Raw genomic sequence first — 26,185 nt, forward strand, 5'->3', positions numbered from 1 at the left:
GGGTCGTGTCGCCTTGCAACAGCGGCCGCCCGGCGACGATCATGCTCGTCGCCGGTGCGGGCCCGCCCGGTGCAGCGTGCGACGAGGAGTGTCGACGTGGACACCGGCAACACCGCCTACCTGCTCGGCAGCGCCGCCCTGGTCATGCTCATGACCCCGGGGCTGGCACTGTTCTACGGCGGCATGGTCCGCGCCAAGAGCGTGCTCAACATGATGATGATGAGCATCGTCTGCCTCGGCGTGATCGGGCTCGTCTGGGTCGTGTTCGGGTTCTCGCTGGCCTTCGGAGACTCGCACGGCGGGCTGATCGGCGGGTTCGAGCTGGCCGGGATCACCGACCCGAACGCGCTGGTCGGCGACGTGCCGGTGCAGGCGTTCGCGATGTTCCAGCTGATGTTCGCCGTGATCACCGGGGCGCTGGTGTCCGGCGCCGTCGCCGACCGGGCCCGGTTCCGGGCCTGGACGCTGTTCGTCGCGGTCTGGGTGGTCGTGGTCTACATCCCGCTGGCGCACTGGACCTTCGCCGTCGACGGCGCGGTGTCGCAGCGCGGCGGCTGGCTGGTCAACACCGTCGGCGCCCTCGACTTCGCGGGCGGCGCCGCGGTCGAGGTGAACTCCGGCGCCTCGGCGCTCGCGCTCGCGCTGGTCCTCGGCGCCCGCCGCGGCTGGCCGCGCGAGCCGATGCGCCCGCACAACCTGCCGCTGGTGCTGCTCGGGGCGGGCCTGCTGTGGTTCGGCTGGTTCGGGTTCAACGCCGGGTCCGCGCTCGCCGCCGGGGCCACCGCGGCCAACGCCTTCGTCACCACGATGACCGCCGCGTCCGCCGCCGTCGTCGCGTGGCTGGTCCTGGAGGACCGGCTCGACGGCCGTCCGACCAGCCTCGGGGCCGCCTCGGCCGCCGTCGCGGGGCTGGTCGCGATCACCCCGGCCTGCGGCTACGTCGACACCTGGGGTGCGCTGGCGATCGGCGTGCTCGCCGGGCTGCTGTGCCAGCTCGCGATCCGGCTGAAGTACCGGTTCGGTTACGACGACTCGCTCGACGTCGTCGCGATCCACGGGATCGGCGGGGTCATCGGCATGCTGATGCTGGGTCTCGTCGCGACCGACGCGGTCAACCCGGCGGGCGCCGACGGCCTGTTCTACGGCGGCGGCCTCGCCCAGCTCGGCAGGCAGGCGCTGTCGGTGCTGGTCGCGGCGGTCTGGGCGTTCGGGATGACGGCGCTGATCGCCTGGGTGGTGTCGCGGACGATCGGCTTCCGCGCCGCCCCCGACGACGAGCACGGCGGCATCGACGAGGCCGAGCACGCCGAGACCGCGTACGAGTTCAGCACGATGCGCACGGCGGGCCGCGGGCCGGCCGGGCGGATCACCGAGGAGGGGGACCGATGAAGCTGGTGACCGCGATCGTCAAGCCGTTCGTCCTGGGCGACGTCAAGGACGCGCTCGAGGAGCTCGGGGTGCTGGGCCTGACGACCTCGGAGGTCCAGGGCTTCGGCCGCCAGAAGGGCCACACCGAGGTCTACCGGGGCGCGGAGTACTCGGTCGACTTCGTGCCCAAGGTCAAGGTCGAGGTCGTCGTCGACGACGAGCAGGCCGACCGGGTCGTGCAGGCGGTCGTCGACGCCGCGCACACCGGCCGGATCGGCGACGGCAAGGTCTGGGTCGTCCCGGTGGAGAACGTCGTCCGCGTCCGCACCGGGGAGCGCGGCTCCGACGCCCTGTGACCGCCCGGTAGCCGCCCCGTGGCCCTGCGGCCGACCGGGTGATCATCACCGGCGACCGGGCGGACACTCCGGGTGATCGGAACGATCCGGGCGTCCGGACCGTTTCACCGCACATGACCACCGCCCGTGCCGTGCCGACCGGTGCCGTCCCGCCGACCCACGACACCGAGCCCCGCCCCGCCGTCCCCGACCCGTCCGACAGCGGCGCGACGGACCCCCTGGTCGTCGTGCTGCCGGGGCGGACGCTGCTGCTCGTCGCGGGCCTGCCGGGGGCGGGCAAGACCACGCTGCTCGCCGGGCTCGACGCCCCGGCCGGCACCCGGGTCCTCGACTCCGGGGCCACCCGGGCCGTGCTCGCGCGGCTGCTCCCGGCCGCGACGCCGTACCCGGCCTACCGGTGGCTGACCCACCTGACCCACCGGGCGTCGGTGGTCACCGCGGCCCTCGGCCCCGCGGACACCGTCGTGGTCCACCTGCCCGCGACCGCGCCCCGGGTGCGCGCCGCGGTCCGCACGCTGGCCCGGCTCGGCGGCCGCGCACCGCACCTGCTGTGGCTCGACACCGCCCCCGACCAGGCACTCGACGGCCAGCACGCCCGCGGACGGGTGGTCCGGTCACGACCGTTCGCGGCGCACGCTCGGCGCGCCCGCGACACCGCCGACGCCCTGCGGGCGGGCACCGAGACCGGCTGGTCCTCGGTCCGTCGCACGGATCGCTCCGGTGCCCGTGGGGGACTGGCGCTGGCCAAGTAGGCTGGTAAGGGTGTTCGACTCCCTCTCCGAGCGGCTCGGATCCACGCTGCGCGACCTGCGCGGCAAGGGCCGGCTCTCCGACGCCGACATCGACGCCACCGCGCGCGAGATCCGGATCGCGCTGCTGGAGGCGGACGTCGCCCTGCCGGTGGTGCGCGGGTTCATCACGCGCATCAAGGACCGGGCCAAGGGGACGGAGGTCTCCCAGGCCCTGAACCCGGCCCAGCAGGTCGTCAAGATCGTCAACGAGGAGCTCGTCGCGATCCTCGGCGGCGAGACGCGGCGGCTGCACCTGGCCAAGGAACCGCCGACGGTCATCATGTTGGCCGGTCTGCAGGGTGCCGGTAAGACGACCCTGGCCGGCAAGCTCGCGCGCTGGCTCCGGGGGCAGGGGCACACCCCGCTGCTCGTGGCCTGTGACCTGCAGCGTCCCAACGCGGTCAACCAGCTGCAGATCGTCGGTGAGCGCGCCGGCGTCCCGACCTACGCGCCGCACCCCGGCGCCACCGGCTCCGGTGAGCTCCCCGAGGGCCCCGGCGACCCGGTCGGCGTCGCCCGCGACGGCATCGCGCACGCCCGCGACAAGCAGTACGACGTGGTCGTCGTCGACACCGCGGGCCGCCTCGGCGTCGACGAGGAGCTGATGCGACAGGCGTCGGACATCCGGGACGCGGTGCAGCCCGACGAGGTCCTGTTCGTCGTCGACGCGATGATCGGTCAGGACGCCGTGGCCACGGCCGAGGCGTTCCGCGACGGCGTCGGCTTCACCGGTGTCGTGCTCACCAAGCTCGACGGCGACGCCCGCGGTGGTGCCGCGCTGAGCGTCCGCGAGGTCACCGGCCAGCCGATCCTCTTCGCCTCCAACGGCGAGAAGCTCGAGGACTTCGACGTCTTCCACCCCGACCGGATGTCCTCGCGCATCCTCGGGATGGGCGACCTGCTCACCCTCATCGAGCAGGCCGAGCAGGTCTTCGACGCCGAGCAGTCCGCGGCCGCCGCCGCGAAGATCAGCTCCGGCGAGCTGTCCCTGGAGGACTTCCTCCAGCAGATGCTGCAGCTGCGCAAGATGGGGCCGATCGGCAACATCCTGAACATGCTCCCGGGGATGAACTCCGGGCAGGCCAAGGCCGCGCTCGAGCAGGTCGACGACCGTCAGATCGACCGCCTGCAGGCGATCATCCGCGGTATGACCCCCGCCGAGCGGGAGGACCCGAAGATCATCAACGCGTCGCGCCGCCAGCGCATCGCGACCGGGTCCGGTGTGTCGGTATCCGACGTGAACGACCTGGTCAACCGCTTCTTCGAGGCCCGCAAGATGATGAAGCAGATGGCCGGCCAGTTCGGCTTCGGCGGCGGTGGGCGCAGCGCGACCAAGAAGGTCCCGAAGAACCCGCGCAAGGCCCGGCAGGCCAAGAAGGGCCGGCGCAGCGGCAACCCCGCGAACCGCGCCGCGGCCGGGGCGCCGGACCTGTCGAACCTGCCGCCGAGCCTGCAGCAGCTCCCGCCCGGACTGGGCAACCTCGACCAGCTGCCGCCCGGTTTCGACCCGTCGAAGCTGAACTTCGGCAAGAAGAAGTAGCTAGGGTCGCCACCCATGACCGATCTTCCGGCCGCGGGGTGGCGGCTCCGCGGAACGCTGCTGGGCCCCGACGGTGCCGCGGGCGCCGACCTGTACGTCGACGGCTCCGGGCGGATCAGCCCGGAGCCGCTGCCCGGGGCGGAGGACCTGGTCACCGACGGCTGGATCGTCCCCGGCCTGGTCGACGCGCACTGTCACGTCGGGCTCGGCCCGGACGGCCCGGTCACCGACTTGGAGGAGTGCGCGGCGCAGGCCCGCACCGACCGCGACGCGGGCACCCTGCTGCTGCGCGACTGCGGGTCCCCGGTCGACACCTCGCCGCTGCAGGCCGGCGATGACCTGCCCGAGATCATCCGGGCCGGGCGGCACGTCGCCCGCCCGAAGCGCTACATCCCCGGGCTCGCCGCCGAGCTCGACGACCCGCGCCTGCTCGTCGACGAGGTCCGGGCCCAGGCGGCCCGCGGTGACGGCTGGGTGAAGCTCGTGGGGGACTGGATCGACCGCGCGGCGGGCCCCGACGAGGCCGACCTCGCCCCGCTCTGGCCGGACGAGGTGCTCGCCGAGGCCATCGACGCGGCGCACGGGGCCGGCGCCCGCGTCACCGCGCACGTCTTCGGCACCGAGGCGCTGCCCGGGCTGATCCGGGCCGGGATCGACTGCATCGAGCACGGCACCGGGCTCTCCGACGAGCTCATCGACGAGATGGCCGCCCGCGGCACCGCCCTGGTGCCGACCCTGATCAACGTCGAGACCTTCCCCGGCATCGCCGAGAAGGCGACGAAGTACCCCCGCTACGCCGGCCACATGCGCGACCTGCACGCCCACGCCTGGGAGACCGTCGGACGCGCGATCGAGGCCGGGGTCCCGGTCTACGCGGGCACCGACGCCGGCGGCGGCATCCGGCACGGCCGGATCGCCGACGAGATCGCCGAGCTGGCCCGCGCCGGGCACCCGGACCCGATCGGCGCCGCCAGCTGGGCCGCGCGGTCCTGGCTGGGCCGCCCGGCGGGTCCGGTGCCCGGCGCGCCGGCCGACCTGGTCGTGTACGACCGCGACCCGCGGGGGGATCTCGGCGTGCTGCGGGCCCCGTCGGTGGTCCTGATCCGCGGACGTCGGGTATCAACGGGGGCATGAGCAGTTCGCCCGGTTCGCCGCCGGGACCGCCCGGAGCCTCCGCCGACGACCCGGCCGGCTCCACCCCGTCCGACGCCACCGCGCCGCCGCCCGCCGGTCCGCCGCCCGCCGGGTGGCCGCCCGCGGGGTGGCCGGGTGGGCCGGCGCAGTACGGCCCCGCCGGGCCCGGGCCCTACGGCCCGGGCGCGCCGTACGGTCCGCCGCCGCGGCGCGGGCTGTTCGGGATCGAGCCGTCGCCGCCCCCGCCGCGCCCGTTCCGCGGGCTGCTCGCCTTCCTGGTCGTCGAGATCGTGTTCCTCGGCTCGTCGTTCCTGCTGGCGCTGGGCCTGGGGGAGGTCGACTCCGCGCAGGAGGTCCTCCTCGCGATCGTCGTCCCGACGATCCTGGCCGCGCTCACCTGCGTCGTCTGGACCCGGGTGTTCGGCAGCGGGCCCGTGGCCGACCTGGGCCTGCGGTTCCGCTGGGAGGACGTCGGCATCGGGCTGCTGATCGGCGTCGCCGGGCTGTTCGTGACGATCCCGGCCGCGCTGGCCTACCTCTACCTGGTCGGCCCGGACCTGACGACCTCGGTCGGCGTCGCCTTCGAGGGCATCCGCACGACGTGGCCGGTCGCGCTGGCCGTGATGGTCGGCATCGTCGTGGTCGCCCCGGTCTGCGAGGAGATCGTCTACCGCGGCCTGCTGTGGAACGCCATCGCGCACTGGGTCGGCAACCGCTGGGTCGTGTTCGTGCTGACCACGGCGGTGTTCGCGCTGGCCCACCTGGAGTTCCTGCGTGCGCCGCTGCTGTTCGTCGTCGCGCTGCCGCTGGGGGTCGCACGGCTGCTGACCGGCCGCGTCACCGCCGGGATCGTGGCCCACGCGGTCAACAACTTCCTGCCCGGGCTGGCCCTGGCCCTCATGCTGGTCGGGGCCTTTCCCGCGGTCTGAACGACGTCTGGCAGAATGGCCGATTGGGTCCGTGGCCGGCCCTCTACCTGCCACGGCCGACACCTACGAGTGAGCGAGCCCGTAACCCCACGCGAGGCCGGCTGACTCATCGCAGCACGAATCGACATTCGCGAGGAGCACCACAGCGTGGCCGTCAAGATCAAGCTGATGCGTCTGGGCAAGATCCGTCAGCCGTACTACCGCGTCGTCGTCGCGGACTCCCGTACGCGCCGCAACGGCCGGGCCATCGAGACGATCGGCAAGTACCACCCGAAGAACGAGCCGAGCCTGATCGAGATCGACTCGGACCGTGCGCAGTACTGGCTGGGTGTCGGCGCGCAGCCGACCGAGTCGGTGCAGAACCTGCTCGAGATCACCGGCGACTGGCAGAAGTTCAAGGGCCTGCCGGGCACCGAGGGCACCCTGAAGCCGCAGGCCGAGAAGGTCGACAAGCTGGCCCGCTTCAACGAGGCGCTGGCGGCGGCGAACGAGGAGCCGACCACCGCGGCCACCACCCCGAAGAAGAAGGGTGGCGACCGCGCCGGCAAGACCGCTGACGCCGCCCCGGCCGAGGCCGCGACGAAGAGCGACGACGTCGCCGACGCGACCAAGGACGCGGCCGAGCCGGCCACCGAGTCGACCCAGTCGTGACTCTCATGGCGGACGCGCTCGAGCACCTCGTGCGCGGCATCGTCGACCACCCCGACGACGTCCGGGTGGACCTGGTCACCGGGCGTCGCGGCCGGATCCTCGAGGTCCGGGTGCACCCCGATGACCTCGGCAAGGTGATCGGCCGGGGTGGCCGCACCGCCACCGCCCTGCGCAACGTCATCGGTGGTGTGGGCGGTCGCGGCGTGCGCGTCGACGTCGTCGACACCGACCGGTGACGAACTCCGCACCCGACGACGCCGGCCAGGTCCTGGTCGGCGTCGTCGTGCGTGTGCACGGTCTGCGCGGCGAGGTCGTCGTCGAGCCCCGCACCGACGCACCGGCCGAGCGGTTCGCGCCCGGTGCCGTCCTGCAGGGCCACCGGCCCCGCGCCGCGGGCCCCGGGCCGCTCACCGTCACCGGTGCGCGCGCCCACTCGGGCCGCTGGCTCGTGCTCTTCGAGGGCGTCGCCGACCGCGACGCCGCCGAGGCCCTGCGCGGGGTCCAGCTCCGGCTGCCGACCTCCGCGCTCGCCGAGCCGGAGGACCCGGAGGAGTTCCACGTCCACCAGCTGACCGGTCTGCGGGCCGAGCTGGTCGACGGGACCGAGGCGGGCACCGTCACCGACGTCGTCCACGGCCCCGGCGGGTCACTGCTGGTCGTCCGGCGGCCGGCCGGGCACGAGGCACTCGTCCCGTTCGTCGGGGCGATCGTGCCCACCGTCGACGTGGCGGGCGGACGCGTGGTCCTCGACCCGCCCGACGGGCTGCTCGACCCGGAGGACTGATCCCGGTCCGGCACCCCCCGTGGTGCCGGGCCGTTCTCATGGCCGCGATGTCAACCAGAGTTGACAGCACCGGATTGTCAACCTATGTTGACAGGCATGAGTGATGCGACGGCGGTGGCCGCGGCGGCGTCCAGCACGGACCCGGCCGTGGGGCTGCGGGCGGTGGTGGCCCTGCGTGAGCTGCAGGAGTCCCTGGAGGAGCTGCAGGTCACCAGCGCCCGCAACCAGGGCTGGTCCTGGCAGCAGATCGCCGACGCACTGCGGATCAGCCGGCAGGCGGTGCACAAGAAGTACCGCCGGCTCGGCCTGTAGAGGGGAGACGCACGTGTTCTTCGAGCGGTTCACCGACGAGGCCCGAGAGGTCGTCGTCGCGGCACAGGAGCAGGCGCGGACGCGGTGCGCGCCACGGATCGGCCCGGAGCACCTGCTCCTCGGGGTCCTGGGGCGTCCCGGTACGCCGGGGGAGGAGCTCCTCGCCGACGCCGGGGTCGACACGGCCGCGGTGGTGACGGCGCTGCACGCCACCGACCCGGCCCGCGACGGCGAGGCGCTCGCCGCCCTCGGCATCGACCTCGACGCCGTCCGGCGGGCCGCGGAGGACGCCTTCGGGCCCGGGGCGCTCGACCGGGTCCGGCGCGGACGCCGGGCCGGGCACATCCCGTTCGAGAAGTCGTCGAAGAAGGTCCTGGAGCTGTCGCTGCGGGAGGCGGTCCGGCTGGGCGACCGGTTCATCGGGACCGAGCACGTCCTGCTCGGGCTGCTGCACCCGGACACCGCGGCCTCGCAGGTGCTCGACCGGTACGGGATGACGCTGTACGGGACCCGGCGCGCCGTCGAGCGACGGCGGCCCCGCCGGGCGGGCTGAGCCGGGCCCGGTCCTCGGCCCGGTCGCCGGCTCAGTCGTCGGCGCGGTCCGGGTCGTCCGGGTCCTCGGTCGGGTCCACCCGGGTCTCGGCCGAGCGCACCCCGTCGGTCTCCGACAGCGCGGCGGCCAGGCCGGGCAGGTCGCCCCGGCCGTCGAGACGCAGGGTCAGCGCCGCGACCCGGACGCCGTCGGCGGCCACCGAGCCGCGGTGCACGGCCACCCCCGCCACCGAGAACCCGGCCGCGGTGCAGCGCTCCAGGACCCCGCGCAGGACGCCGTAGCCGTCGTCGTAGCGGATCCGCAGCACCGGCGGGCGACGACGGTGCCGCCGCACCACCCGCGCGACCGGCTGCAGGCCCCGGGTCACCAGGAAGTGTGCCGCCGTCGCCAGGACGGCCAGCGGGGCCAGGCCCGCACCGCACGCCGTCCCGACCGCGGCGGCCAGCCAGATCGTGGCCGCGGTGGTGAGCCCGCGCACGACGTCCTGCCGGACGAAGATCAGCCCGGCACCGATGAACCCGATCCCGGACACGATCTGGGCCGCGATCCGGGACGGGTCCAGCGCGACGTGCTCGGTCGCGAGCAGGTCGGCGAAGCCGTACTTCGAGATGACCATGAACACCGCCGCGCCGACGCCGACCAGCACGTGCGTGCGCAGACCGGCGCTCTTCGCACCGGCCTCGCGCTCCAGGCCGATCGCGGTCGTCAGCAGCAGGGCGAGCAGCACCGGCGGCAGCAGGCTCCACTGCGCCGCCGTCGACCAGAGTGGCTCGGCCCAGGATTCCGACATCGCATGACCTCCTTCTGCACGGGGGGACGGGCGCCTGCGACGATCCGCGCCGTGCGGATCGACGTCGTCACCATCTTCCCGTCCTACCTGCAGCCGTTGCGCGAGGCACTGCTGGGGCGGGCGATCGACCGCGGGCTGCTCGACGTCGCGGTGCACGACCTGCGGGACTGGACCCACGACGTGCACCAGGCCGTCGACGACTCCCCGTACGGCGGCGGGCCGGGCATGGTCATGCGCCCCCAGGTGTGGGGCGAGGCCCTCGACGACGTGCTGGCCACCCCCGACCTGCCCGCCCGGCTCGTCGTCCCGACCCCGGCCGGACGGCCGTTCACCCAGGCCACCGCGCACGCCTGGGCGGCCGAGGAGCGGCTGGTGTTCGCCTGCGGCCGCTACGAGGGCATCGACGAGCGCGTGCTGCTCGACGCCCGGGCCCGCGGCATCACCGTCGACGAGGTGTCGATCGGCGACTACGTGCTCGTCGGCGGGGAGGTCGCCGTGCTCGTGATGGTCGAGGCCGTCGCCCGGCTGCTGCCCGGGGTGCTGGGCAACCCGCGCTCGGCCGCCGAGGACTCCTTCTCCGACGGGCTGCTCGAGGGCCCGTCCTACACCCGTCCCGAGGTGTGGCGGGAGCTGGCCGTGCCGGACGTGCTCCGCGGCGGCAACCACGCCGCGATCGCCCGCTGGCGGCGCGACCGGGCCCTGGAACGGACCCGGGACCGGCGCCCCGACCTGCTCGACGCGCTCGGACCGGACGCCCTGGACGCCGCCGACCGCGCCGTGCTCGCCGCCGGGCGCCCCGACGACGACGCCGACGCCCCCACCGCCTGAGCGTTCCCGCCGGTGGGCGTCCCCGGCTCGGCTCCGGGGCCGGCGCGGGGGACCGTTCCGCCGTCGCCCGGCGGGCCCCCACCGGCGACCGGCGGTGCCCGGTCCGTCCGGTACGACCGGGCCCGCGGAGCCGCTCCGGAGGCCCTCGCACCACCGGGTGTCCGGGGCGATCTGTCCGTCTGGCACTATGGACGGGTTGCCAGCGCCGCGTGTGGTGCCCGGTGACGGTCACGTGTGCCCCCCGGTCCCGCCGGTGGTGCCGGCCGTACCGAGCCCGCCACCGGAGGAGCGTCGTCGCCGTACGGCACGACCGCCCCGTGGCCCGGGCGCGATCCCGGATCGACCCGGGACCGGCACCGCACGACCCGCACGAACGACACACGAGGACGGACCGTCGACATGAACACCCTGGACGCACTGGACGCGGAGACCCTGCGCTCCGACATCCCGAACTTCCGCCCCGGGGACACCCTCAAGGTGCACGTGAAGGTCATCGAGGGCAGCCGCACCCGTACCCAGATCTTCCAGGGCGTCGTCATCCGCCGCCACGGCTCGGGTGCCCGCGAGACCTTCACCGTCCGCAAGATCTCGTTCGGCGTCGGCGTCGAGCGCACCTTCCCGGTGCACACGCCGAACATCGAGAAGATCGAGGTCGCCACCCGCGGTGACGTCCGCCGGGCGAAGCTGTACTACCTCCGCGACCTCCGCGGCAAGGCCGCGAAGATCAAGGAGCGTCGGGAGACCACCGCGTCCTGACCGTCACCCTGTCGTGACGGACCGGTGACGTAATCTCGACGCGTGGCCTTCCCCGAGCTCCCCGACGACCGCCGGGCCCGCCCCCGGCGGTATCGCGGCAGCGATGTTCCCGAGCGCCCCGGTCGGCGGCGGGCCCCCGAGGACCCGCCGCCCGCCGGTGGTGAACCGGGCGGTGACGAGCAGCAGTGGCTGCTCGGGACCGCGCTGCAGCACGGGGTGCCGGCCCGGGACGGCTCCGCGGACGGTGAGCCCGAGGGCGCACCGCGCGGGGTCCGTACCCGGCACGCGGGCCCGGAGGACGGCGCCGACGAGGCCCGTCCCCGCGGGCGTCGCTACCGCAACGGTTTCGACGAGCTCGCCGCCGGACGTTCCGGGCGGCACGGCGTCGACGCGGGCGGCCCGCTCCCCGAGGAGCGGCCCGCCCCGGCCACCGAGGGCCCGGACACGCTGCGGGCCCGCTACGCGGCCCGGCTGAACCGGCCCGACGGCTCCGAGCCCGGCGCCGCACCGAACGGCAGGCCGTGGCCGCCGCCCGGCAGCCGCCCGGAGCAGGCCCCGGACCCCCGTCATCCGGCGCCGCCGGCCGGGCGCCCCGAGGGCACCGGTCGTCACGGCGTCCGCCCGGGCCCCGACCAGCCAGCCCCCGACGGCAGGCCCGGTCGCCGGGCCGCCGGGTTCGACCCGTCCGCCGCACCGCCCTTCCGCGGCCCCGACGCGCCCCGGCGCAACGGCCGGCCCCCCGCCGCCCCCGGCTTCGGTCCCTCCGGCCCCGTGCCCGGCGGCCCCGACGGCCACGCCCCCCGCGGCCACGGCATCGACGGCTACGCGCCGGACGGTCGTGCACCCGAGGCCTACGGGCCCGACGGGTACGCTCCCGAGGGCTACGGCCGCCCCGACCCGCGCGGTCGCGCCCCCGGCCGTCCGCCCGTCCGCGGCCCGTCCGCCGAGTACTCCGACGGCGCCCGCCCTGACGGTGGTGTCCCCGGTCGCCGGCCCGCCGGCCCGCCCGTCGACGGTGCCGCCCCGACGACCCGCCGTCCCGTCCCACCGGACGCCGACGGTGCCCCGACCACCCGTCGCCCGGTCCCGCCGGACCCCGACGCCGCCGCGACCACGCGTCGCCGGGTGCCTCCGGAGGCCGACCCGCGGCGTGCCCGCGCGGCCGCCGCCCCGGTCGGCGACGACGTCGACGCCGACCCCGGGACCGCCGCGGTCCCGTACCCCGGCGCCGACGCGCCGGCGCGGCCCCCGCGCCGCCGTCGCCCGGCCGCCGCCCCGGCGGAACCGGCCGAGGACCCCGACGACACCCCCGCCGACCCGCAGGACGCGACGGACGAGCCGGAGCGCGCCACCGGTGGCCGCGCCGCGCGCCGCAGCGGTCCCGTCGGCATCGGCGGCCGGATCGCCGCCCTGACCGGGCGCGGCTCGGCCGCGGCCGCGGCGGGCGAGGAGAAGCCCAAGACGGCGTTCTGGAAGGAGATCCTGCTCCTGGCCGGGGTCGCCATCCTGCTGACGGTCCTCATCCAGACCTTCCTCGCGAAGGTCTACGTCATCCCGTCGGGCTCGATGGAGACGACGCTGCACGGCTGCACCGGCTGCAACAACGACCGCGTGCTCGTCGACAAGGTCACCTACAACTTCACCGACATCACCCCGGGCGACATCGTCGTGTTCCGCGGCACCGACGGCTGGGCCAGCGAGACCTACAGCGGCGAGGGCACCGAGAACCCGCTGCTCAAGGGCCTGCAGTCGCTCGGCTCGCTGGTCGGCATCGCCCCGCCCGACGAGAAGGACTTCGTCAAGCGGGTGATCGCCGTCGGCGGCCAGACCGTCTCCTGCTGCGACGCGCTCAACCAGGTCGTCGTCGACGGGCAGCCGCTGGAGGAGCCCTACATCTACTACCTGCCCGAAGCGGGTCCGGCCCGGCAGATCCCGTTCGGTCCGATCACGGTCCCCGAGGGCCAGTACTGGATGATGGGCGACTCGCGGAACAACTCCGCGGACTCCCGGGCGGCCGGGCACGGCCCCATCCCCGAGGCCAACATCATCGGCAAGGTCCGGCTGATCGTGCTGCCCTTCGACCGGTTCGGCTGGGTCAGCGCGGTCGACCCGCAGACCACGGCCGAGGCGGCCGGGCTCCCGGGGCTGCCCGGCGGGCTGCCGCTGGCGCTGGGCATCATGGGGACCCTGCCGCTCGCGGCCGGTCGGCGACGCGCCCTGCTCGCCCGTGCCGAGGCCGAGCGGTTCCTGCCCGCGACGCGCCCCCCGCACGGGTGGCGCCGGAGAGCCTGACCGGGAGCACCGTGCCGGTTCCGCCCAGCCGCGCCCGTCCCACCGGACGGCCGCGTGCCCGCCGACGCCCCGTACGGGTCCTGCCCGACGGGCTGCGTCCGCCGCGCGCCGTCGTCCGCGACGGCGGCACCTGGACCCTGCAGACGGTCCTGCAGCGCCACGGGCTCGGCCCGGTCGCCGGCGTCGACGAGGCCGGTCGCGGGGCGAGTGCCGGGCCGCTGGTCGTCGCCGCGGCGGTACTGCGGCCCGCGGACGCGAAGGCCCTCGACGGGCTGACCGACTCCAAGCTGCTGACCCCGGCCGCCCGCGACCACTGGTACGACCGCATCCGCGCCCGGGCGCTGGACCACGCCGTCGTCGTGATCCCGGCGGCCGAGGTCGACCGCCGCGGGGTGCACGTGGCCAACATCGAGGGCATGCGCCGCGCGGTGGCCGCGCTGGGCGCGGTCCGGCCCGGCTACGTCCTGACCGACGGCTTCCCGGTCCGCGGCTTCGGCCGCCCCGCCCTCGCGGTGCCGAAGGGGGACCGGGTGGCGGCCTGCATCGCGGCGGCGTCGGTGCTGGCCAAGGTCACCCGGGACCGCATCATGACCGCGCTCGACGCCGAGCACGACCGCTACGGCTTCGCCGTGCACAAGGGCTACAGCACCCCGGACCACGAGGCCGCGCTGCGCGCCCACGGGCCCTGTCCGGAGCACCGGTTCTCCTTCGCGAACGTCGCCGCGGTGGCCGGGCGCGAGGTCCCGGCGGGGCTGGTCCACAATGGGGCGCTCCCCGAGCAGGAACCCGACCCCGGAGACCCGGAGGACACGGTCGGGGCGTGGGAGCCGTTGGAGATCGTCACAGGAGGAGCGGGCCGGTGAGCGCCGAGGATCTCGAGAAGTACGAGACCGAGATGGAGCTCACGCTCTACAAGGAGTACCGCGACATCGTCGCCCAGTTCTCCTACGTCGTGGAGACGGAGCGTCGGTTCTACCTGGCCAACTCCGTCGACGTCGCCCCGCGCAACGCCGACGGCGAGGTCTACTTCGAGGTCCGCATGTCCGACGCGTGGGTGTGGGACATGTACCGCCCGGCGCGGTTCGTCAAGAACGTGCGGGTGGTGACGTTCAAGGACGTCAACATCGAGGAGCTCGACACCCCTGACCTGCGGCTCCCCGACGACGACCAGTTCCCGGGCTGAGCGCGTAGCAGACCTCACCGACGGTTCCGCCGCTCCGGCGGCGCGGCCGGCGGTGCCCATCCCCAACCGGCGGATCCGTCCACAGCCGGCCGATCCACCCCCGCGACGGGCCCACCCGGCCCGATCGTGGACCCATGGCAGCGAAGGACGAGCTCGGCCGCCGCGGTGAGGACACCGCCGCCGAGTACCTCGAGCGGGCACACGGCATGGTCGTGCTCAGCCGCAACTGGCGGTGCACGCACGGCGAGATCGACATCGTCGCGGTCGACCCGCAGCAACGGCTGGTGTTCTGCGAGGTCAAGACCCGTTCCGGGCTCCGCTACGGCGAGCCCGCCGAGGCGGTGACCCGCCGCAAGACACGCCGGATCCGGCTGCTGGCGAAGGCGTTCATGGCCGCCCACCGGGTGAGCTGGGTCGAGATCAGGTTCGACGTCGTGGCGGTCCTGATCCGGCCCGGCCGGCCGGTCACGCTCACCCACTACCCGGCGGCGTTCTGATGCGGCCCCCGGCACGGATCTGGTCGGTGGCGCTGCACGGCGTCGACGGCGTCCCCGTCGAGATCGAGGCGGTCATCGGCGGCGGGATGCCCGGCGTGCACCTCGTGGGCCTGCCCGACGCCGCCCTCAACGAGTCCAAGGACCGGGTCCGGTCCGCGATCGTGCACTCCGGCCGCACCTGGCCCAACGAGCGGATCGTGCTCGCCCTCTCCCCGGCGACCCTGCGCAAGACCGGTAGCCGGTTCGATCTCGCCCTGGCCCTCGGCGTCCTCGTCGCCGCGGACGCGGTGCCGCCCGACCGGCTGCGCGGCACCGCGCTGCTCGGCGAGCTCGCCCTCGACGGCAGGCTGCGCCCGGTGCTCGGCGTGCTGCCCTGTCTGCTCGCCGCGCGCGACGCCGGGATGGTCCGCGCCGTCGTGCCCCGTGCCGCGCTCGCCGAGGCCGCGCTGGTCGACGGGATCGAGGCGTTCGGTGCCGACAGCCTCGGCGACGTCCTGGACTGGGCGGCGGGCAACCGGCTGCTGCACCGGCACGACGGCGGGCAGGAGGATGCCCCGGCCGTCGCGGCGCCCGAGCTGGCCGACGTGCTCGGCCAGCACGACGCCCGGCGCGCCCTGGAGATCGCCGCCGCCGGCGGGCACCACCTGCTGATGGTCGGCCCACCCGGCACCGGCAAGACGATGCTGGCCCAGCGCGTGGTGGGGCTGCTGCCCGAGCTCGACCGCGCCGAGGCGCTGCAGCTCGCCGCGATCCGTTCGGTGGCCGGCAGGCTCGGCGACACCGGGGCGCTCAGCACGTGTGCGCCGTTCGTGGCGCCGCACCACTCGGCGTCGGCCGCGGCGCTGCTCGGCGGGGGCAGCGGCGTCGCCCGGCCCGGTGCGGTGTCGCTGGCCCACCGCGGGGTGCTCTTCCTCGACGAGTGCCCGCACTGGCCCGCCTCGGTCCTCGACGGGCTGCGCACCCCGCTGGAGGAGGGCGAGGTCCGGCTGTCCCGCGCCGACGGCACCGTGCGCTACCCGGCCCGGTTCCAGCTCGTCCTCGCGGCGAACCCGTGCCCGTGCGCACCGCCGATCGACCGCGACTGCACCTGCCGCCCCGACGTCCGCCGCCGCTACATGTCCCGGCTGTCCGGCCCGCTGCTCGACCGGGTCGACCTGCGGGTGGCGATGGAGCCGGTGACCGCGCTGCGGGTGACCGAGCAGCGGGGCGAGGACACCGCGACCGTCCGCCGCCGGGTGCTCGACGCCCGCGCCGCCGCCGTCGCACGCTGGTCGGAGCACGGGTGGCGGTGCAACGCCGAGGTGCCCGGCCCCGCCCTGCGCACCCGCTTCCCGCTGCCCGCCCGGGTGATCGCACCACTGGAGGCCCGGCTGCGGGCCGGCGATCTCAGCGCCCGCGGCGCGGACCGCGCGCTGCGGGTCGCCTGGACGCTCAGCGACCTCGCCGGAGCCGACCGGCCCGACCGCGGCCTGGTCGACGCGGCGCTGTACTTCCGTGAGCGGGGTGCCGCGTGAGCGCCCCGGTCCCGGCCGTCCGCCCGGGTACCGACGCAGGCACGGTGCCCGAGGATGTCCTGCGCGCCCGCGCCTACCTGCTGCGCTGCGTCGAACCGCCGAACCGGCACCTCGTCGCCCTGGTCGACCGGTACGGGCCGGTCGAGGCGGCCGACCGGCTGCGTCGTGGCGCCGTCCCCGACGAGCTGCTGCGCGCCGCGGCGGCCCGGCGGGGCACCGACCACTCCGGGGCCGACCTGGAGGCGGCCGCGGCCGCCGGGGCCCGGCTGCTCGTGCCGGAGGACCCGGGCTGGCCGTCGTGGCCGTTCCGGTCGTTCGCCGAGGCCCCGCGGGCCGACCTCGCGCCCCCGATCGCGCTGTGGGCGCGCGGGCCGGGGGAGATCGCGACGCTCGCCGACCGGTCGGTCACCGTCGTCGGGTCGCGTGCCGCGACCCCGTACGGGCTGAACGTGGCCGCGGACTTCTCCGCGACGCTGGCCCGGCGCGGCGTCGCGGTCCTCTCCGGCGCCGCGTTCGGGATCGACGCGGCCGCGCACCGCGGGGCGCTCGCCGTCGACGGCGCGACGGTCGCCGTGCTGGCCTGCGGCCCGGACGGCGTCTACCCGGCCGCGCACACCGGTCTCCTGGAACGGATCGCCGCGACCGGTCTGGTGCTCACCGAGTACCCGCCCGGCACGATCCCCGGGCGGCTGCGGTTCCTCGTCCGCAACCGGCTGCTGGCCGCACTCGGTGTCGGGACCCTCGTCGTCGAGGCCGGGGCACGCAGCGGGACGAAGCGCACCGCCGCCGACGCGACCGCGCTCGGGCGCCCGCTGATGGCGGTGCCGGGCCCGGTGACCTCGGGGATGTCGGTCGGCTGCCACGAGCTGGTCCGCACCCACCAGGCGGGCCTCGTCGGGCGGCCCGAGGACGTCCTGGAGGTCGTCGGCCGGTTGGGTGTGGACCTCGCCCTGCCGCCGCAGGGGGAGTCCCGCCCGACCGACGGGCTCGACCCGCGGGTGCTGGCGGTCCACGACGCGCTGCCCGCCCGTGCCGCGTGGCCGCCGGGACGGATCGGGGAGGCCGCGGGCGTCGGCCCCGACGAGCTGCGCGCGGCGCTGACCGAGCTGGAGGACCGTGGGCTCGCCGAGTACCACCAGGGGCTGTGGCAGCGTCCGGCACGCCGGGCGGGTCCTTGACCGGGGCCCCGCGGCGGCGGACCGTCCGGGCATGGCGCGCACAGAGTCCTCCGGTCCCGCGGGGTCGTCCGGTCCCACGGCCACCGAGCCGGTCCCCGGCGCGGTCGACGGGCCGGCCGTGGGTCCCGCGGGCGCCCGTGCCGCGGGTGACGGGTCCGCAGCGGGCGACGGGTCCACAGGGGGTGGCGGGGCCGCCGCGGGTGACGGGCTCGCGCCGGACGTCGCCACCGCGCTCGAGGAGTTCACCGGGCACCTGCGCCACGAGCGGAACCGCTCGCCGCACACCGTCCGCGGCTACCGCTCGGACCTCACCGACCTGCTCCGCGGGCTCCCCGGCCTTGGAGCGCTCGACCTGGACCACCTCCGCCGGCGGCTCGGCGCGACGCACGCCGCCGGCGCCGGGCGGGCCACCGTCGCCCGGCGCACCGCCGCGGCCCGCACGTTCTGCGCCTGGGCGGTGCGCACCGGGCGGCTCGACCACGACCCGGCCGCCCGGCTCGGGTCGCCGCGCGCGGGCACCGTCCTGCCGGAGGTGCCCGGCGCGGCGGAGACCGCGGCGGTGCTGGCCGCCGTGACCTCCGGAGCGGCGGAGGACGCCCCGGAGGCGCTGCGCGACCTGCTGGTCCTCGAACTGCTCTACGCGACCGGGATCCGGGTCGCGGAGCTGTGCGGGCTGGACGTCGGGGCGGTCGACGAGTCCGCCCGTACGCTGCGGGTCCGGGGCAAGGGCGACCGCGAACGGACCGTCGTGTTCGGGGTCCCCGCCGCACGCGCCCTGCGCCGCTGGCTCGACCACGGCCGACCGGCGCTGGCGACCCCGTCGTCGCCGCCGGCGCTGCTGCTGGGCGTGCGGGGCGGGCGGCTGGACCCGCGCGTCGCACGGACCGTCGTGCACCGCGCGATCCGGGCGGTACCGGGCGTCCCCGACGTCGGACCGCACGGTCTGCGGCACGCCGCGGCGACCCATCTGCTCGAGGGCGGAGCCGACCTTCGTTACGTACAGGAGTTACTCGGTCACGCTACGCTGTCGACGACACAGCTCTACACGCATGTGACCGTCGACCGGTTGAAGGTGGTTCATGACCAGGCGCACCCTCGGGCCTGAGGCGTCCCCCACGACGTCCCGCCGTCCCGACGCGTTCCCCACCGCCCTGGCCACGGCCCTCGACCGGAGGGCCGCGGGGGCCGACACGCCCCGCGCGGCCGTCCTCGGACCGGTCCCCGACCCACCCGGGCACCCGCGCCGCGGCCCCCTCGACGCCACCACCGGACGACCGCCGGCGGGCGCGGCCCCGGCGTGCATCGCGCTCGTCCCGGCGACGGTCCGGGCGCCCCGCGACACGCCCGACGGCGCACCGGGTCACCTGAACGAGACCGTAGAGCCGGCGGTCGTGCCGCTGTGGCGCGAGTTCCTCGCCACCCGCGCCCCCGCCGCGCGACGACGCCTGGTCGAGCACCACGCCCCGCTCGTGCGCGGCGTGGGGACGAAGCTGGCGGTGCGGCTGCCGTCGTCGATCGAGCTCGCCGACCTGCTGCAGTCCGGGACGTTCGGCCTGATGGAGGCCGTCGACCGGTTCGACCCCGCACGCGGGATCCGCTTCGAGGCCTACGCGGCCCAGCGGGTCCGGGGCGCCATGCTCGACGAGCTGCGTGCCCAGGACTGGGTGCCCCGCACCGTGCGGGCGCGCAGCCGCGAGGTCGAACGGGCCCGTGAGGCGGTGCAGTTCCGCGCCGGGCGCCCCGCGACCGACGGCGAGCTCGCCGCGGAGCTGGGCGTCGCGGTGCGCGACCTCCGTCAGGCCCGGCGGCCGATGTACCTGGTCAGCGCCGAGGACCTCGGCGCGGGCGGCCCGGCGGGCTCGCCGCTGTCGACGCTCCCGGCCGACGACTCGGTGGACCCGGTGACCGCGGCGGTCCGGAGGGAGACCGGGGCGGAGCTGCGTGCCGCGATCGGGCTGCTGGGGGAGCGGGACCGGCTGGTCCTGCGCCTCTACTACGTCGAGAACCGGACGCTGGCCGAGATCGGCGGGGTCCTCGGGGTCACCGAGTCCCGGGTCTGCCAGCTGCACGCCCGGATGATCACCCGGCTGCGGGCGACGATGGAGCCGGCGCTGGCGGGCTGACCCCGTCCGGAGCGCCCTCCGCGGGCTCCGGCGCCCCCTCCCAGGGCAGCAGCCGCACCCGGGGAGGCCGCAGCAGGACCAGCGGGTCCAGGTGGTCGAGCCGCTCCCGGCGCACGCCCCAGTGCAGGCAGGCCGCGACCGGGCACCCGGTGTGCCCGGGTTCCAGCGTCCCCACCGGATCGCCCCCGGCGAGCCGCGCCCCGGCGACGACGGCGGCGGTCACCGGCTCGTAGGTGCTCCGCAGCCCGTCGGGGTGGTCGACGGAGACGACGCCGCGCCCGGCGATCCGCCCGGCGAACACCACCACCCCCTCCCGTGCGACGAGCACCGCCTGCCCGGGGGAGCCGGCGAGGTCGGCGCCGCGGTGCCCGCGGCCGTAGCGGAACGCGGGCCTGCGGAACACCGCGGTGACCGCCGGGGGCGGGAGCAGCGGCCACGCGTAGTCCGCCCCCGGGGCCGGGATCCCCGCTCCGGGCGGCCGCGGCGGCGCGGGCGCCGGGCCCGTCCCGTCCGGGGGCCCGCCCGGAGCGGGCCCGCCGCCGGGCGGAGGCGGGAGGCCGTCGGCCCCGGGAGGTGGCTCCGGAGTCGGGACGGCGGTCTCCCGCGCCGCGACCACCGACGCCGCGACCACCGGTGCCGGGACCACCGGCGCGGGGGCCACCTGTGCGGGGGCCACCGGTGCGGCGACCGCCGCCCCCGGCGGCACGAGCGCCACTCCGGTCACCACCACGGCGAGCAGCACCGCGCCCGCCCGCAGCCCGGCCCGCCATCCCGGGCGGGACAGGTGACGGGGGCCCCGGGGCGGGGGAGCGGACGGCGAGGGGAGAGGCACCCGTCCAGCCTGCGGCGACGACCGCTCGTCGCCGGGGTGGACCGTCGTCCTGTGGACGTACCGGCCGGTTGTGGACAGCCGCCGCCGGAACCGGGCTCCGCCGCGATCGGCCCGGAGGCCCCGGCGTACACTGGAGCCCGCACCACGTCCGTCGTGGTGACTTCGCGCGCCCGCTCGCCCGTTGCGCCGTTCCCCCAGGGTACGGCGTCGGGAGCGGAGGCCGGGCGGTCCTGCGATCCCGACGTCACGCTCACGTGTGACCAGGGGGAGCAGGTCCGGCTCCGCCGCGGGCGCCAGGGTGGTCCACCGACCGGTGGGCCCACGAACCGCCTGCGCGGCATCCGCCGCGCCCGACCGAGAGGTGATCGCAGGCCATGGCCGTCGTCACCATGAAGCAGCTGCTCGACAGCGGCGTGCACTTCGGGCACCAGACCCGTCGCTGGAACCCGAAGATGAAGCGCTACATCCTCACCGAGCGCAACGGCATCTACATCATCGACCTCCAGCAGACGCTGTCGTACATCGACCGCGCCTACGAGTTCGTGCGCGAGACCGTCGCGCACGGCGGGACGATCATGTTCGTCGGCACCAAGAAGCAGGCCCAGGAGGTCATCGCCGAGGAGGCGGCCCGGGTCAACATGCCGTACGTCAACCAGCGCTGGCTGGGCGGCATGCTCACCAACTTCCAGACCGTCCACCGTCGCCTGCAGCGCCTCAAGGAGCTCGAGGCGATGGAGCAGAACGGTGGCTTCGAGGGCCGCTCGAAGCGCGAGATCCTCACGCTGACCCGTGAGAAGGACAAGCTCGAGAAGACCCTCGGCGGTATTCGCGACATGTCCAAGGTCCCGTCCGCCGTCTGGATCGTGGACACCAAGAAGGAGCACATCGCCGTCGGCGAGGCCCGGAAGCTCAAGATCCCGGTCGTCTCCATCCTGGACACGAACTGCGACCCGGACGAGGTCGACTTCCCGATCCCGGGCAACGACGACGCGATCCGCTCGGCCGCGCTGCTGACCAAGGTCATCGCCAAGGCCGCCGCCGACGGTCTGGTCTCCCGTGGCCAGCGCCGGGGCGAGGGTGGCGAGGCCGCCGCCGAGCAGCCGCTCGCCGAGTGGGAGCAGGACGTCCTGGCGGGCAACGAGGTCGGCTTCGACGGTGCCAGCCTCTCCGCCGCCGGTGGCGACGGTGCGGCGGCTGCGGCCGCCCCCGCCTCCACCAGCAACGGCACCCAGAACTGAGTGCGCGCGTCCGGCGGGCCCGCACACCGCGGGCCCGCCGGGCGCGACCCGGTGATCCATTCCCGTCACGACCCAGAGGACGAGAGACACCCGATGGCGAACTACACCGCCGCCGACGTCAAGCGGCTCCGTGAGCTCACCGGCTCCGGGATGATGGACTGCAAGAAGGCGCTCGAGGAGTCCGAGGGCGACTTCGACAAGGCCGTCGAGCTCCTCCGCATCAAGGGTGCGAAGGACGTCGGCAAGCGCGCCGAGCGCGCCACCGCCAACGGCCTGGTCGTCGCCGAGGGCGGCACCCTGGTCGAGCTGGACTGCGAGACCGACTTCGTCGCCAAGTCCGACGACTTCATCGCGCTGGCCGAGAAGATCCTCGCCGCCGCCGTCGAGCAGAAGCCGGCCGACCTCGAGGCCCTCCGTGAGGCCAAGCTCGAGGGCACCACCGTCGGCGAGGCCGTGCAGGAGCTGTCGGCCCGCATCGGCGAGAAGTTCGAGCTGAAGCGCTACGCGCAGGTCGCCGGCCAGGCGGCCGTCTACCTGCACAAGCGCGCCACCGACCTGCCCCCGCAGATCGGCGTCCTGCTCGCCTACGAGGGCGACGACGCCGAGGCCGCCCGCGGTCTCGCGATGCAGGTCGCGGCGGCCCGGCCGGAGTACCTGACCCGTGAGCAGGTCCCCGCCGAGATCGTCGAGAACGAGAAGAAGATCGCGGAGGCGACCGCCCGCGAGGAGGGCAAGCCCGAGCAGGTCCTGCCCCGCATCGTCGAGGGCCGGGTCAACGGCTACTACAAGGACGTCGTGCTCCTGGAGCAGGCCTCCGTCGTTGACCCGAAGAAGTCGGTCAAGGCCGTCGCCGACGAGGCGGGTCTGACCATCAACGACTTCGTGCGCTTCGAGGTCGGCCAGAACTGATCCTTCCCACCCCCGCCCGGGTGGTGCTCCGCGCACCGCCCGGGCGGAGGGTGAGAGGATCGTGACCGCCAGCGAGTACGACCAGGCCGGGGGATGCAACCGTGATCGAGGAAACCCTCTTCGACGTCGAGGAGAAGATGGAGAAGGCCGTCACGGTCGCCCGTGACGATCTGGCGTCGGTGCGTACCGGCCGGGCCACTCCGAACATGTTCTCCCGGATCGTCGTGGACTACTACGGCGCGTGGACCCCGCTGAACCAGCTCGCCTCGGTGTCGATCCCCGAGGCGCGGATGGCGGTCATCAAGCCCTACGACGCCAGCCAGCTCAAGCAGCTCGAGAAGGCGATCGCCGACTCGGACCTCGGGGTCAACCCGTCGAACGACGGGCAGATCATCCGCGTGATCATCCCGCAGCTCTCCGAGGAGCGGCGCCGGGACATGGTCAAGGTCGCCCGCGGCAAGGGCGAGGACGCGCGCGTCGTGCTCCGCGGCCTGCGCCGCAAGGCGATGGACGAGCTGCACCGCATCCAGCGTGACGGCGAGGCCGGCGAGGACGAGGTCGCCCGCGCCGAGAAGGAGCTGCAGGGCGTCACGGACCGCTACGTCGCGCAGATCGACGAGCTGGTCAAGAACAAGGAATCCGAGCTCCTCGAGGTCTGAGACCGGTGCCCTCCTCCTTCGACGCCGCCGTCCCCGTGACCTCCGACCTCCCCGGTGACGGGCCGGCCGGTGTGTCGGCGAACCCGGACGTGCCGAAGCCCGTCCGGGGACAGAAGGGGTACAAGCGGTCCCGGCTGGGCCGCAACCTCGTCGCGGCGATCGCGGTCGGCGTCGGGCTCGGCGTCATCATCCTGCTGAGCCTGCTGATCCAGCGTCAGGGCTTCGTCCTGGTGCTCGCCTGCGTCACCGCGGTGGGTACCTGGGAGCTCGCGGGCGCGCTGCGCCGGGGCGCCGACATCCGGGTCTCGCTGCCGGTGCTGCTGGTCGGAGGCCAGGCCGTCGTCTGGCTGTCCTGGCCGTTCGGCCTCCACGGGGCCGCGGTCGCCCTCGCCGCGACGGTGCTGGGCTGCCTGCTGTGGCGGATGCGGACCGGCGCGGCGCACTTCGTGCGCGACATCAGCGCCTCGCTGTTCGTCGCGGTCTACGTCCCGCTGCTCGTGGCCTTCGCCGTGCAGCTGACCGTCGCCCCGGACGGCGTGGGCCGGGTCCTGACCTTCCTGCTCTGCGTGGTCGCCTCCGACGTCGGCGGGTACGCGGCGGGCGTCGTCGCGGGCCGGCACCCGATGGCCCCCACGATCAGCCCGAAGAAGTCCTGGGAGGGCTTCGCGGGTTCGCTGGTCGCCGGGATGGCCGCGGGCTCGCTCTGCATCGGGCTGATGCTCGACGCGCCCTGGTACTGGGGGCCGCTCGTCGGTGCGCTGCTCGTCGCGACGGCCACCCTGGGCGACCTGGTCGAGTCGCTGGTGAAGCGCGACATCGGCGTCAAGGACATGGGCAACCTGCTGCCCGGGCACGGCGGTCTGATGGACCGCCTGGACTCGCTGCTGCCGACCGCGTTCGTCGCCTGGGCGATCCTCGGGATCGTCGTCCCGCTCGCGTGAAGCGCACCTACCAGGGGTTCGGCGGCCAGCCGAAGCCCGGCCCGGCCATCCCCAGCCCGAACATCTGGAACTGGCCCGAGGTCTACGAGACCGAGAACCGCGCCCAGGACGCCGACGGCGAGCTCTGGGCCGCGCTGTGGGACGGGACCGGCGGCTGGGCGGGGGCCGACGTCGTCGACGTCGGCTGCGGAGACGGCTTCCACCTGCCGCGCTTCGCCGAGCAGGCCGCCACCGTCACCGGTGTCGAGCCGCACCCGCCGCTGGTCGAACGGGCACGACGGCGCGTCGCCGATGACGACCGCATCACCCTGCACACCGCGGGCGCCGAGCGGCTCCCGCTGCCCGACGCCTGCGCGGACCTGGTCCACGCCCGCACCGCGTACTTCTTCGGGCCGGGCTGCGAACCGGGGCTCGCCGAGGCCGAACGGGTGCTGCGCCCGGGCGGGGTGCTCGCCGTCGTCGACCTGGACTTCACGGTGCGGCCGTACGGGACGTGGCTGCGTGCCGACCTGCCCCGCTACGACCCGCCCGCGGTCGACCGGTTCTTCGCCGCCCACGGCTTCGCGCTGCGCCGGGTCACCTCGACCTGGCGGTTCGACACCCGCGCGGACCTGGAGGAGGTCCTGCGCATCGAGTTCTCCGCCCGCACCGCGCGCCGGGCGATCGACGACGTCGCCGACCGCACCGTGCGCGTGGGCTACCGGCTCCACACCCGGCGCCGCGCCGACGGCCTCGTCCTGCCGTCCTGAGCCCGCGGCGCCGGGAGCGGCCTCAGGCCAGGGTGATCGACCCGTCCGCGACGGTGACCTGCCGCGGGTCGAGCGGCCGCTGGGCCGGCCCGTCGACGACGGCGCCGTCGAGGGAGAAGCGGCTGTTGTGGCACGGGCAGATGATCTGCCCGTCGGTGACCTGGCTGACGGTGCAGCCCTGGTGCGGGCAGATCGCGGACAGCCCGGTGAACGTCCCCTGCTGCGGCTGGGTGACGACGACCTGCGCGTCGGCGTAGATCGCGCCGCCGCCGACCGGCACCGCGGACGCCGGGCCGAGGACGGTGCCGGGGGAGCCCTGCGGGGCGTCCCCGGTCTGGGCCTGCCCGCCGTTGTCGGTGGTGGTGGAACCGCCGCCACCGCAGGCGGCGACCGCGCCGATCGCGGCCACGCCGGCACCGGCGATCATCGCGCGGCGGCCGAGGGCGGGCCCGCCGGCGCGCGGGGCGGGGTCGGGCTCGGTGGAGGACGTCGTGGGGAGGGTCATGGCTCTCCTGGGGGAGGCCGGGCGGGGGCCCGGCGGTGTGGTGGTGGCGGCCCGGGGTTCGGGGACCCGGGCACGTGACGAGCCTCCCATGATGTCCGGTTCGAGGTAGGGCGGGTGTGTCGTTCCGCCACACCCGCGCCGTGTCCCGGGCCGCTCTCGCTACCGTGGGTGCATGCCGTACACGATGCGCCAGCCGTCGCTGGGCGTTCCCGTGCCGAGCCTGGAGATCGTCCTGGGCCTGCTGGCCTGGGTGGTCGGTGCGGGTGGTCTCGGGAACGGGTTCGCCACCGTCCTCGTCGCGCTCGGGATCTTCCTGACCGCGTACCTGTGGATCGTGCGCCGGCGCAACGCGGCGATGGCGGTGACCCTGCACCCCGAGCGGAAGCGGCGGATGCAGCGGCTGGTCGTGATCGGCGTCGCCGGGGTCGTGCTGCTGCCGTCGCTGCTGTCCCTGGTCGACTACGGCGAGCTGGCCACCGCCCTGTCCGCCGCCCTCGTCGGCGTGCTGCTGATCCAGGCGTCGACCGTGCTGGAGGAGCGCAGCCTCGTCGCGACCGGCGGCCTGGTGCTGATCATCGCCGCGTTCGGCGCCTTCCTGGCCCTGACCTACCAGGGGCAGGGGACCGGGTCCGCGGTGCCGGTGACCGGGCTCTGCGCCGGGATCGTGCTGTGGGTCGCGGCCGCGCGCAGGCTCGGGATCCTGGAGGACCTGTCCCGGCGCTACAACGTGCGGATCCCCGGGATCCGCTGACCCGCGGCCGGGCTGGCACACT

At 75.3% G+C, this 26,185-nt stretch carries 30 protein-coding genes; 27 read left to right on the top strand and 3 right to left on the bottom strand.

Annotation, left to right across the window (positions count from 1 at the left end):
• Window positions 1-96 precede the first annotated feature (96 nt).
• The 11 genes from KPL57_RS40565 to KPL57_RS70685 all read left to right on the top strand — a co-directional run bounded on the left by KPL57_RS40565 (window position 97) and on the right by KPL57_RS70685 (window position 8,418).
• On the top strand, window positions 97-1,389 hold the full coding sequence (locus tag KPL57_RS40565; protein WP_226355742.1) for an ammonium transporter: 1,293 nt from the start codon (window positions 97-99) through the stop codon (window positions 1,387-1,389).
• Window positions 1,386-1,724, top strand: coding sequence for a P-II family nitrogen regulator (locus KPL57_RS40570; protein ID WP_226355743.1), 339 nt, complete (start codon window positions 1,386-1,388; stop codon window positions 1,722-1,724). The genes KPL57_RS40565 and KPL57_RS40570 overlap by 4 nt, the downstream gene beginning before the upstream one ends.
• A gap of 113 nt (window positions 1,725-1,837) precedes the next feature.
• Window positions 1,838-2,476 (top strand): AAA family ATPase, encoded by a 639-nt coding sequence (locus KPL57_RS40575; RefSeq protein ID WP_226355744.1) that lies wholly within the window; start codon window positions 1,838-1,840, stop codon window positions 2,474-2,476.
• A gap of 10 nt (window positions 2,477-2,486) precedes the next feature.
• Window positions 2,487-4,055: a signal recognition particle protein gene (gene ffh / locus KPL57_RS40580; protein ID WP_062401008.1), complete on the top strand. Its 1,569-nt coding sequence runs from the start codon at window positions 2,487-2,489 to the stop codon at window positions 4,053-4,055.
• A 15-nt stretch (window positions 4,056-4,070) separates the two neighbouring features.
• Window positions 4,071-5,189 carry an amidohydrolase family protein gene (locus KPL57_RS40585; RefSeq protein WP_226355745.1) on the top strand — a complete coding sequence of 373 codons (1,119 nt, stop codon included), beginning with the start codon at window positions 4,071-4,073 and terminating at the stop codon, window positions 5,187-5,189.
• Window positions 5,186-6,118, top strand: a complete 933-nt coding sequence (locus KPL57_RS40590; RefSeq protein WP_226355746.1) for a CPBP family intramembrane glutamic endopeptidase — start codon at window positions 5,186-5,188, stop codon at window positions 6,116-6,118. The genes KPL57_RS40585 and KPL57_RS40590 overlap by 4 nt, the downstream gene beginning before the upstream one ends.
• A 147-nt stretch (window positions 6,119-6,265) precedes the next feature.
• Window positions 6,266-6,769 (top strand): 30S ribosomal protein S16, encoded by a 504-nt coding sequence (gene rpsP / locus KPL57_RS40595; RefSeq protein WP_226355747.1) that lies wholly within the window; start codon window positions 6,266-6,268, stop codon window positions 6,767-6,769.
• A 5-nt stretch (window positions 6,770-6,774) separates the two neighbouring features.
• On the top strand, window positions 6,775-7,005 hold the full coding sequence (locus KPL57_RS40600) for an RNA-binding protein (RefSeq protein ID WP_149663515.1): 231 nt from the start codon (window positions 6,775-6,777) through the stop codon (window positions 7,003-7,005).
• Complete coding sequence (rimM, locus tag KPL57_RS40605) at window positions 7,002-7,553, top strand: ribosome maturation factor RimM (RefSeq protein ID WP_226355748.1); 552 nt, start codon at window positions 7,002-7,004, stop codon at window positions 7,551-7,553. The genes KPL57_RS40600 and rimM overlap by 4 nt, the downstream gene beginning before the upstream one ends.
• A gap of 96 nt (window positions 7,554-7,649) precedes the next feature.
• Window positions 7,650-7,865 carry a helix-turn-helix domain-containing protein gene (locus KPL57_RS40610; protein WP_062401017.1) on the top strand — a complete coding sequence of 72 codons (216 nt, stop codon included), beginning with the start codon at window positions 7,650-7,652 and terminating at the stop codon, window positions 7,863-7,865.
• A 13-nt stretch (window positions 7,866-7,878) separates the two neighbouring features.
• On the top strand, window positions 7,879-8,418 hold the full coding sequence (locus tag KPL57_RS70685; RefSeq protein ID WP_226355749.1) for a Clp protease N-terminal domain-containing protein: 540 nt from the start codon (window positions 7,879-7,881) through the stop codon (window positions 8,416-8,418).
• A gap of 31 nt (window positions 8,419-8,449) precedes the next feature.
• Here KPL57_RS70685 and KPL57_RS40620 read toward each other — a convergent pair whose 3' ends face one another.
• Window positions 8,450-9,208 carry an MgtC/SapB family protein gene (locus KPL57_RS40620; protein WP_178376860.1) on the bottom strand — a complete coding sequence of 253 codons (759 nt, stop codon included), beginning with the start codon at window positions 9,206-9,208 and terminating at the stop codon, window positions 8,450-8,452.
• Between the two features lie 51 nt (window positions 9,209-9,259).
• On the opposite strand from KPL57_RS40620, the gene trmD reads away from it, so the two are divergent.
• The 10 genes from trmD (at window position 9,260) to KPL57_RS40670 (ending at window position 19,579) form a co-directional block, all read left to right on the top strand.
• Complete coding sequence (trmD, locus tag KPL57_RS40625) at window positions 9,260-10,036, top strand: tRNA (guanosine(37)-N1)-methyltransferase TrmD (RefSeq protein ID WP_226355750.1); 777 nt, start codon at window positions 9,260-9,262, stop codon at window positions 10,034-10,036.
• 399 nt (window positions 10,037-10,435) lie between these two features.
• Window positions 10,436-10,792: a 50S ribosomal protein L19 gene (gene rplS, locus KPL57_RS40630; RefSeq protein WP_226355751.1), complete on the top strand. Its 357-nt coding sequence runs from the start codon at window positions 10,436-10,438 to the stop codon at window positions 10,790-10,792.
• A gap of 42 nt (window positions 10,793-10,834) precedes the next feature.
• On the top strand, window positions 10,835-13,084 hold the full coding sequence (gene lepB / locus KPL57_RS70690; RefSeq protein WP_226355752.1) for a signal peptidase I: 2,250 nt from the start codon (window positions 10,835-10,837) through the stop codon (window positions 13,082-13,084).
• Between the two features lie 92 nt (window positions 13,085-13,176).
• Window positions 13,177-13,947, top strand: coding sequence for a ribonuclease HII (locus KPL57_RS40640; RefSeq protein ID WP_226356680.1), 771 nt, complete (start codon window positions 13,177-13,179; stop codon window positions 13,945-13,947).
• Complete coding sequence (locus KPL57_RS40645) at window positions 13,944-14,267, top strand: DUF2469 domain-containing protein (protein WP_020627284.1); 324 nt, start codon at window positions 13,944-13,946, stop codon at window positions 14,265-14,267. The genes KPL57_RS40640 and KPL57_RS40645 overlap by 4 nt, the downstream gene beginning before the upstream one ends.
• 134 nt (window positions 14,268-14,401) lie before the next feature.
• Window positions 14,402-14,764, top strand: coding sequence for a YraN family protein (locus KPL57_RS40650; RefSeq protein WP_062401027.1), 363 nt, complete (start codon window positions 14,402-14,404; stop codon window positions 14,762-14,764).
• A complete protein-coding gene (locus tag KPL57_RS40655; RefSeq protein ID WP_226355753.1) occupies window positions 14,764-16,278 on the top strand; it encodes a YifB family Mg chelatase-like AAA ATPase in 1,515 nt (504 codons plus the stop codon). Before KPL57_RS40650 ends, KPL57_RS40655 begins: the two co-directional genes overlap by 1 nt.
• Entirely contained in the window at window positions 16,275-17,456 is a 1,182-nt protein-coding gene (locus KPL57_RS40660; protein WP_226355754.1) for a DNA-processing protein DprA, read from the top strand. Before KPL57_RS40655 ends, KPL57_RS40660 begins: the two co-directional genes overlap by 4 nt.
• A 31-nt stretch (window positions 17,457-17,487) precedes the next feature.
• The gene (locus KPL57_RS40665) at window positions 17,488-18,561 is read left to right on the top strand and encodes a tyrosine-type recombinase/integrase (RefSeq protein ID WP_226355755.1); all 1,074 of its coding nucleotides are present in this window, start codon (window positions 17,488-17,490) and stop codon (window positions 18,559-18,561) included.
• Entirely contained in the window at window positions 18,536-19,579 is a 1,044-nt protein-coding gene (locus tag KPL57_RS40670) for a FliA/WhiG family RNA polymerase sigma factor (protein WP_226355756.1), read from the top strand. Before KPL57_RS40665 ends, KPL57_RS40670 begins: the two co-directional genes overlap by 26 nt.
• Here the strand turns inward: KPL57_RS40670 and KPL57_RS40675 are convergent.
• Window positions 19,536-20,411 carry a M23 family metallopeptidase gene (locus KPL57_RS40675; RefSeq protein WP_226355757.1) on the bottom strand — a complete coding sequence of 292 codons (876 nt, stop codon included), beginning with the start codon at window positions 20,409-20,411 and terminating at the stop codon, window positions 19,536-19,538. The two genes, KPL57_RS40670 and KPL57_RS40675, sit on opposite strands and share 44 nt — an antisense overlap.
• Before the next feature lie 374 nt (window positions 20,412-20,785).
• Between KPL57_RS40675 and rpsB the strand changes: the two genes are divergently transcribed.
• The 5 genes from rpsB to KPL57_RS40700 all read left to right on the top strand — a co-directional run bounded on the left by rpsB (window position 20,786) and on the right by KPL57_RS40700 (window position 24,907).
• Window positions 20,786-21,649, top strand: a complete 864-nt coding sequence (gene rpsB, locus KPL57_RS40680) for a 30S ribosomal protein S2 (protein ID WP_226355758.1) — start codon at window positions 20,786-20,788, stop codon at window positions 21,647-21,649.
• A gap of 93 nt (window positions 21,650-21,742) precedes the next feature.
• Entirely contained in the window at window positions 21,743-22,558 is an 816-nt protein-coding gene (gene tsf, locus KPL57_RS40685; RefSeq protein ID WP_226355759.1) for a translation elongation factor Ts, read from the top strand.
• A gap of 101 nt (window positions 22,559-22,659) precedes the next feature.
• The gene (gene frr / locus KPL57_RS40690; RefSeq protein ID WP_020622047.1) at window positions 22,660-23,217 is read left to right on the top strand and encodes a ribosome recycling factor; all 558 of its coding nucleotides are present in this window, start codon (window positions 22,660-22,662) and stop codon (window positions 23,215-23,217) included.
• Window positions 23,218-23,222: 5 nt separating this feature from the next.
• Window positions 23,223-24,158, top strand: a complete 936-nt coding sequence (locus KPL57_RS40695) for a phosphatidate cytidylyltransferase (RefSeq protein ID WP_374203836.1) — start codon at window positions 23,223-23,225, stop codon at window positions 24,156-24,158.
• Window positions 24,155-24,907 carry a class I SAM-dependent methyltransferase gene (locus tag KPL57_RS40700; protein WP_226355760.1) on the top strand — a complete coding sequence of 251 codons (753 nt, stop codon included), beginning with the start codon at window positions 24,155-24,157 and terminating at the stop codon, window positions 24,905-24,907. Before KPL57_RS40695 ends, KPL57_RS40700 begins: the two co-directional genes overlap by 4 nt.
• Before the next feature lie 22 nt (window positions 24,908-24,929).
• Here KPL57_RS40700 and KPL57_RS40705 read toward each other — a convergent pair whose 3' ends face one another.
• Entirely contained in the window at window positions 24,930-25,412 is a 483-nt protein-coding gene (locus tag KPL57_RS40705; protein ID WP_226355761.1) for a Rieske (2Fe-2S) protein, read from the bottom strand.
• 172 nt (window positions 25,413-25,584) lie between these two features.
• On the opposite strand from KPL57_RS40705, the gene KPL57_RS40710 reads away from it, so the two are divergent.
• Entirely contained in the window at window positions 25,585-26,163 is a 579-nt protein-coding gene (locus tag KPL57_RS40710) for a hypothetical protein (protein WP_226355762.1), read from the top strand.
• The last annotated feature ends 22 nt before the right edge of the window (window positions 26,164-26,185 follow it).

The organism is Pseudonocardia sp. ICBG601 (genome assembly GCF_020496245.1).

Bases quoted from the DNA above. Each gene is read 5' to 3' on its own strand.
- KPL57_RS40600 (WP_149663515.1), top strand. From the start codon at position 6,775: ATGGCGGACGCGCTCGAGCACCTCGTGCGCGGCATCGTCGACCACCCC.
- KPL57_RS40610 (WP_062401017.1), top strand. From the start codon at position 7,650: ATGAGTGATGCGACGGCGGTGGCCGCGGCGGCGTCCAGCACGGACCCG.
- KPL57_RS40710 (WP_226355762.1), top strand. From the start codon at position 25,585: ATGCCGTACACGATGCGCCAGCCGTCGCTGGGCGTTCCCGTGCCGAGC.
- KPL57_RS40590 (WP_226355746.1), top strand. From the start codon at position 5,186: ATGAGCAGTTCGCCCGGTTCGCCGCCGGGACCGCCCGGAGCCTCCGCC.
- KPL57_RS40665 (WP_226355755.1), top strand. From the start codon at position 17,488: ATGGCGCGCACAGAGTCCTCCGGTCCCGCGGGGTCGTCCGGTCCCACG.
- KPL57_RS40650 (WP_062401027.1), top strand. From the start codon at position 14,402: ATGGCAGCGAAGGACGAGCTCGGCCGCCGCGGTGAGGACACCGCCGCC.
- KPL57_RS40570 (WP_226355743.1), top strand. From the start codon at position 1,386: ATGAAGCTGGTGACCGCGATCGTCAAGCCGTTCGTCCTGGGCGACGTC.
- KPL57_RS40655 (WP_226355753.1), top strand. From the start codon at position 14,764: ATGCGGCCCCCGGCACGGATCTGGTCGGTGGCGCTGCACGGCGTCGAC.
- KPL57_RS40575 (WP_226355744.1), top strand. From the start codon at position 1,838: ATGACCACCGCCCGTGCCGTGCCGACCGGTGCCGTCCCGCCGACCCAC.
- KPL57_RS40620 (WP_178376860.1), bottom strand. From the start codon at position 9,208: ATGTCGGAATCCTGGGCCGAGCCACTCTGGTCGACGGCGGCGCAGTGG.
- KPL57_RS40705 (WP_226355761.1), bottom strand. From the start codon at position 25,412: ATGACCCTCCCCACGACGTCCTCCACCGAGCCCGACCCCGCCCCGCGC.
- rplS (WP_226355751.1), top strand. From the start codon at position 10,436: ATGAACACCCTGGACGCACTGGACGCGGAGACCCTGCGCTCCGACATC.
- KPL57_RS40670 (WP_226355756.1), top strand. From the start codon at position 18,536: ATGACCAGGCGCACCCTCGGGCCTGAGGCGTCCCCCACGACGTCCCGC.
- rpsB (WP_226355758.1), top strand. From the start codon at position 20,786: ATGGCCGTCGTCACCATGAAGCAGCTGCTCGACAGCGGCGTGCACTTC.
- KPL57_RS40585 (WP_226355745.1), top strand. From the start codon at position 4,071: ATGACCGATCTTCCGGCCGCGGGGTGGCGGCTCCGCGGAACGCTGCTG.
- tsf (WP_226355759.1), top strand. From the start codon at position 21,743: ATGGCGAACTACACCGCCGCCGACGTCAAGCGGCTCCGTGAGCTCACC.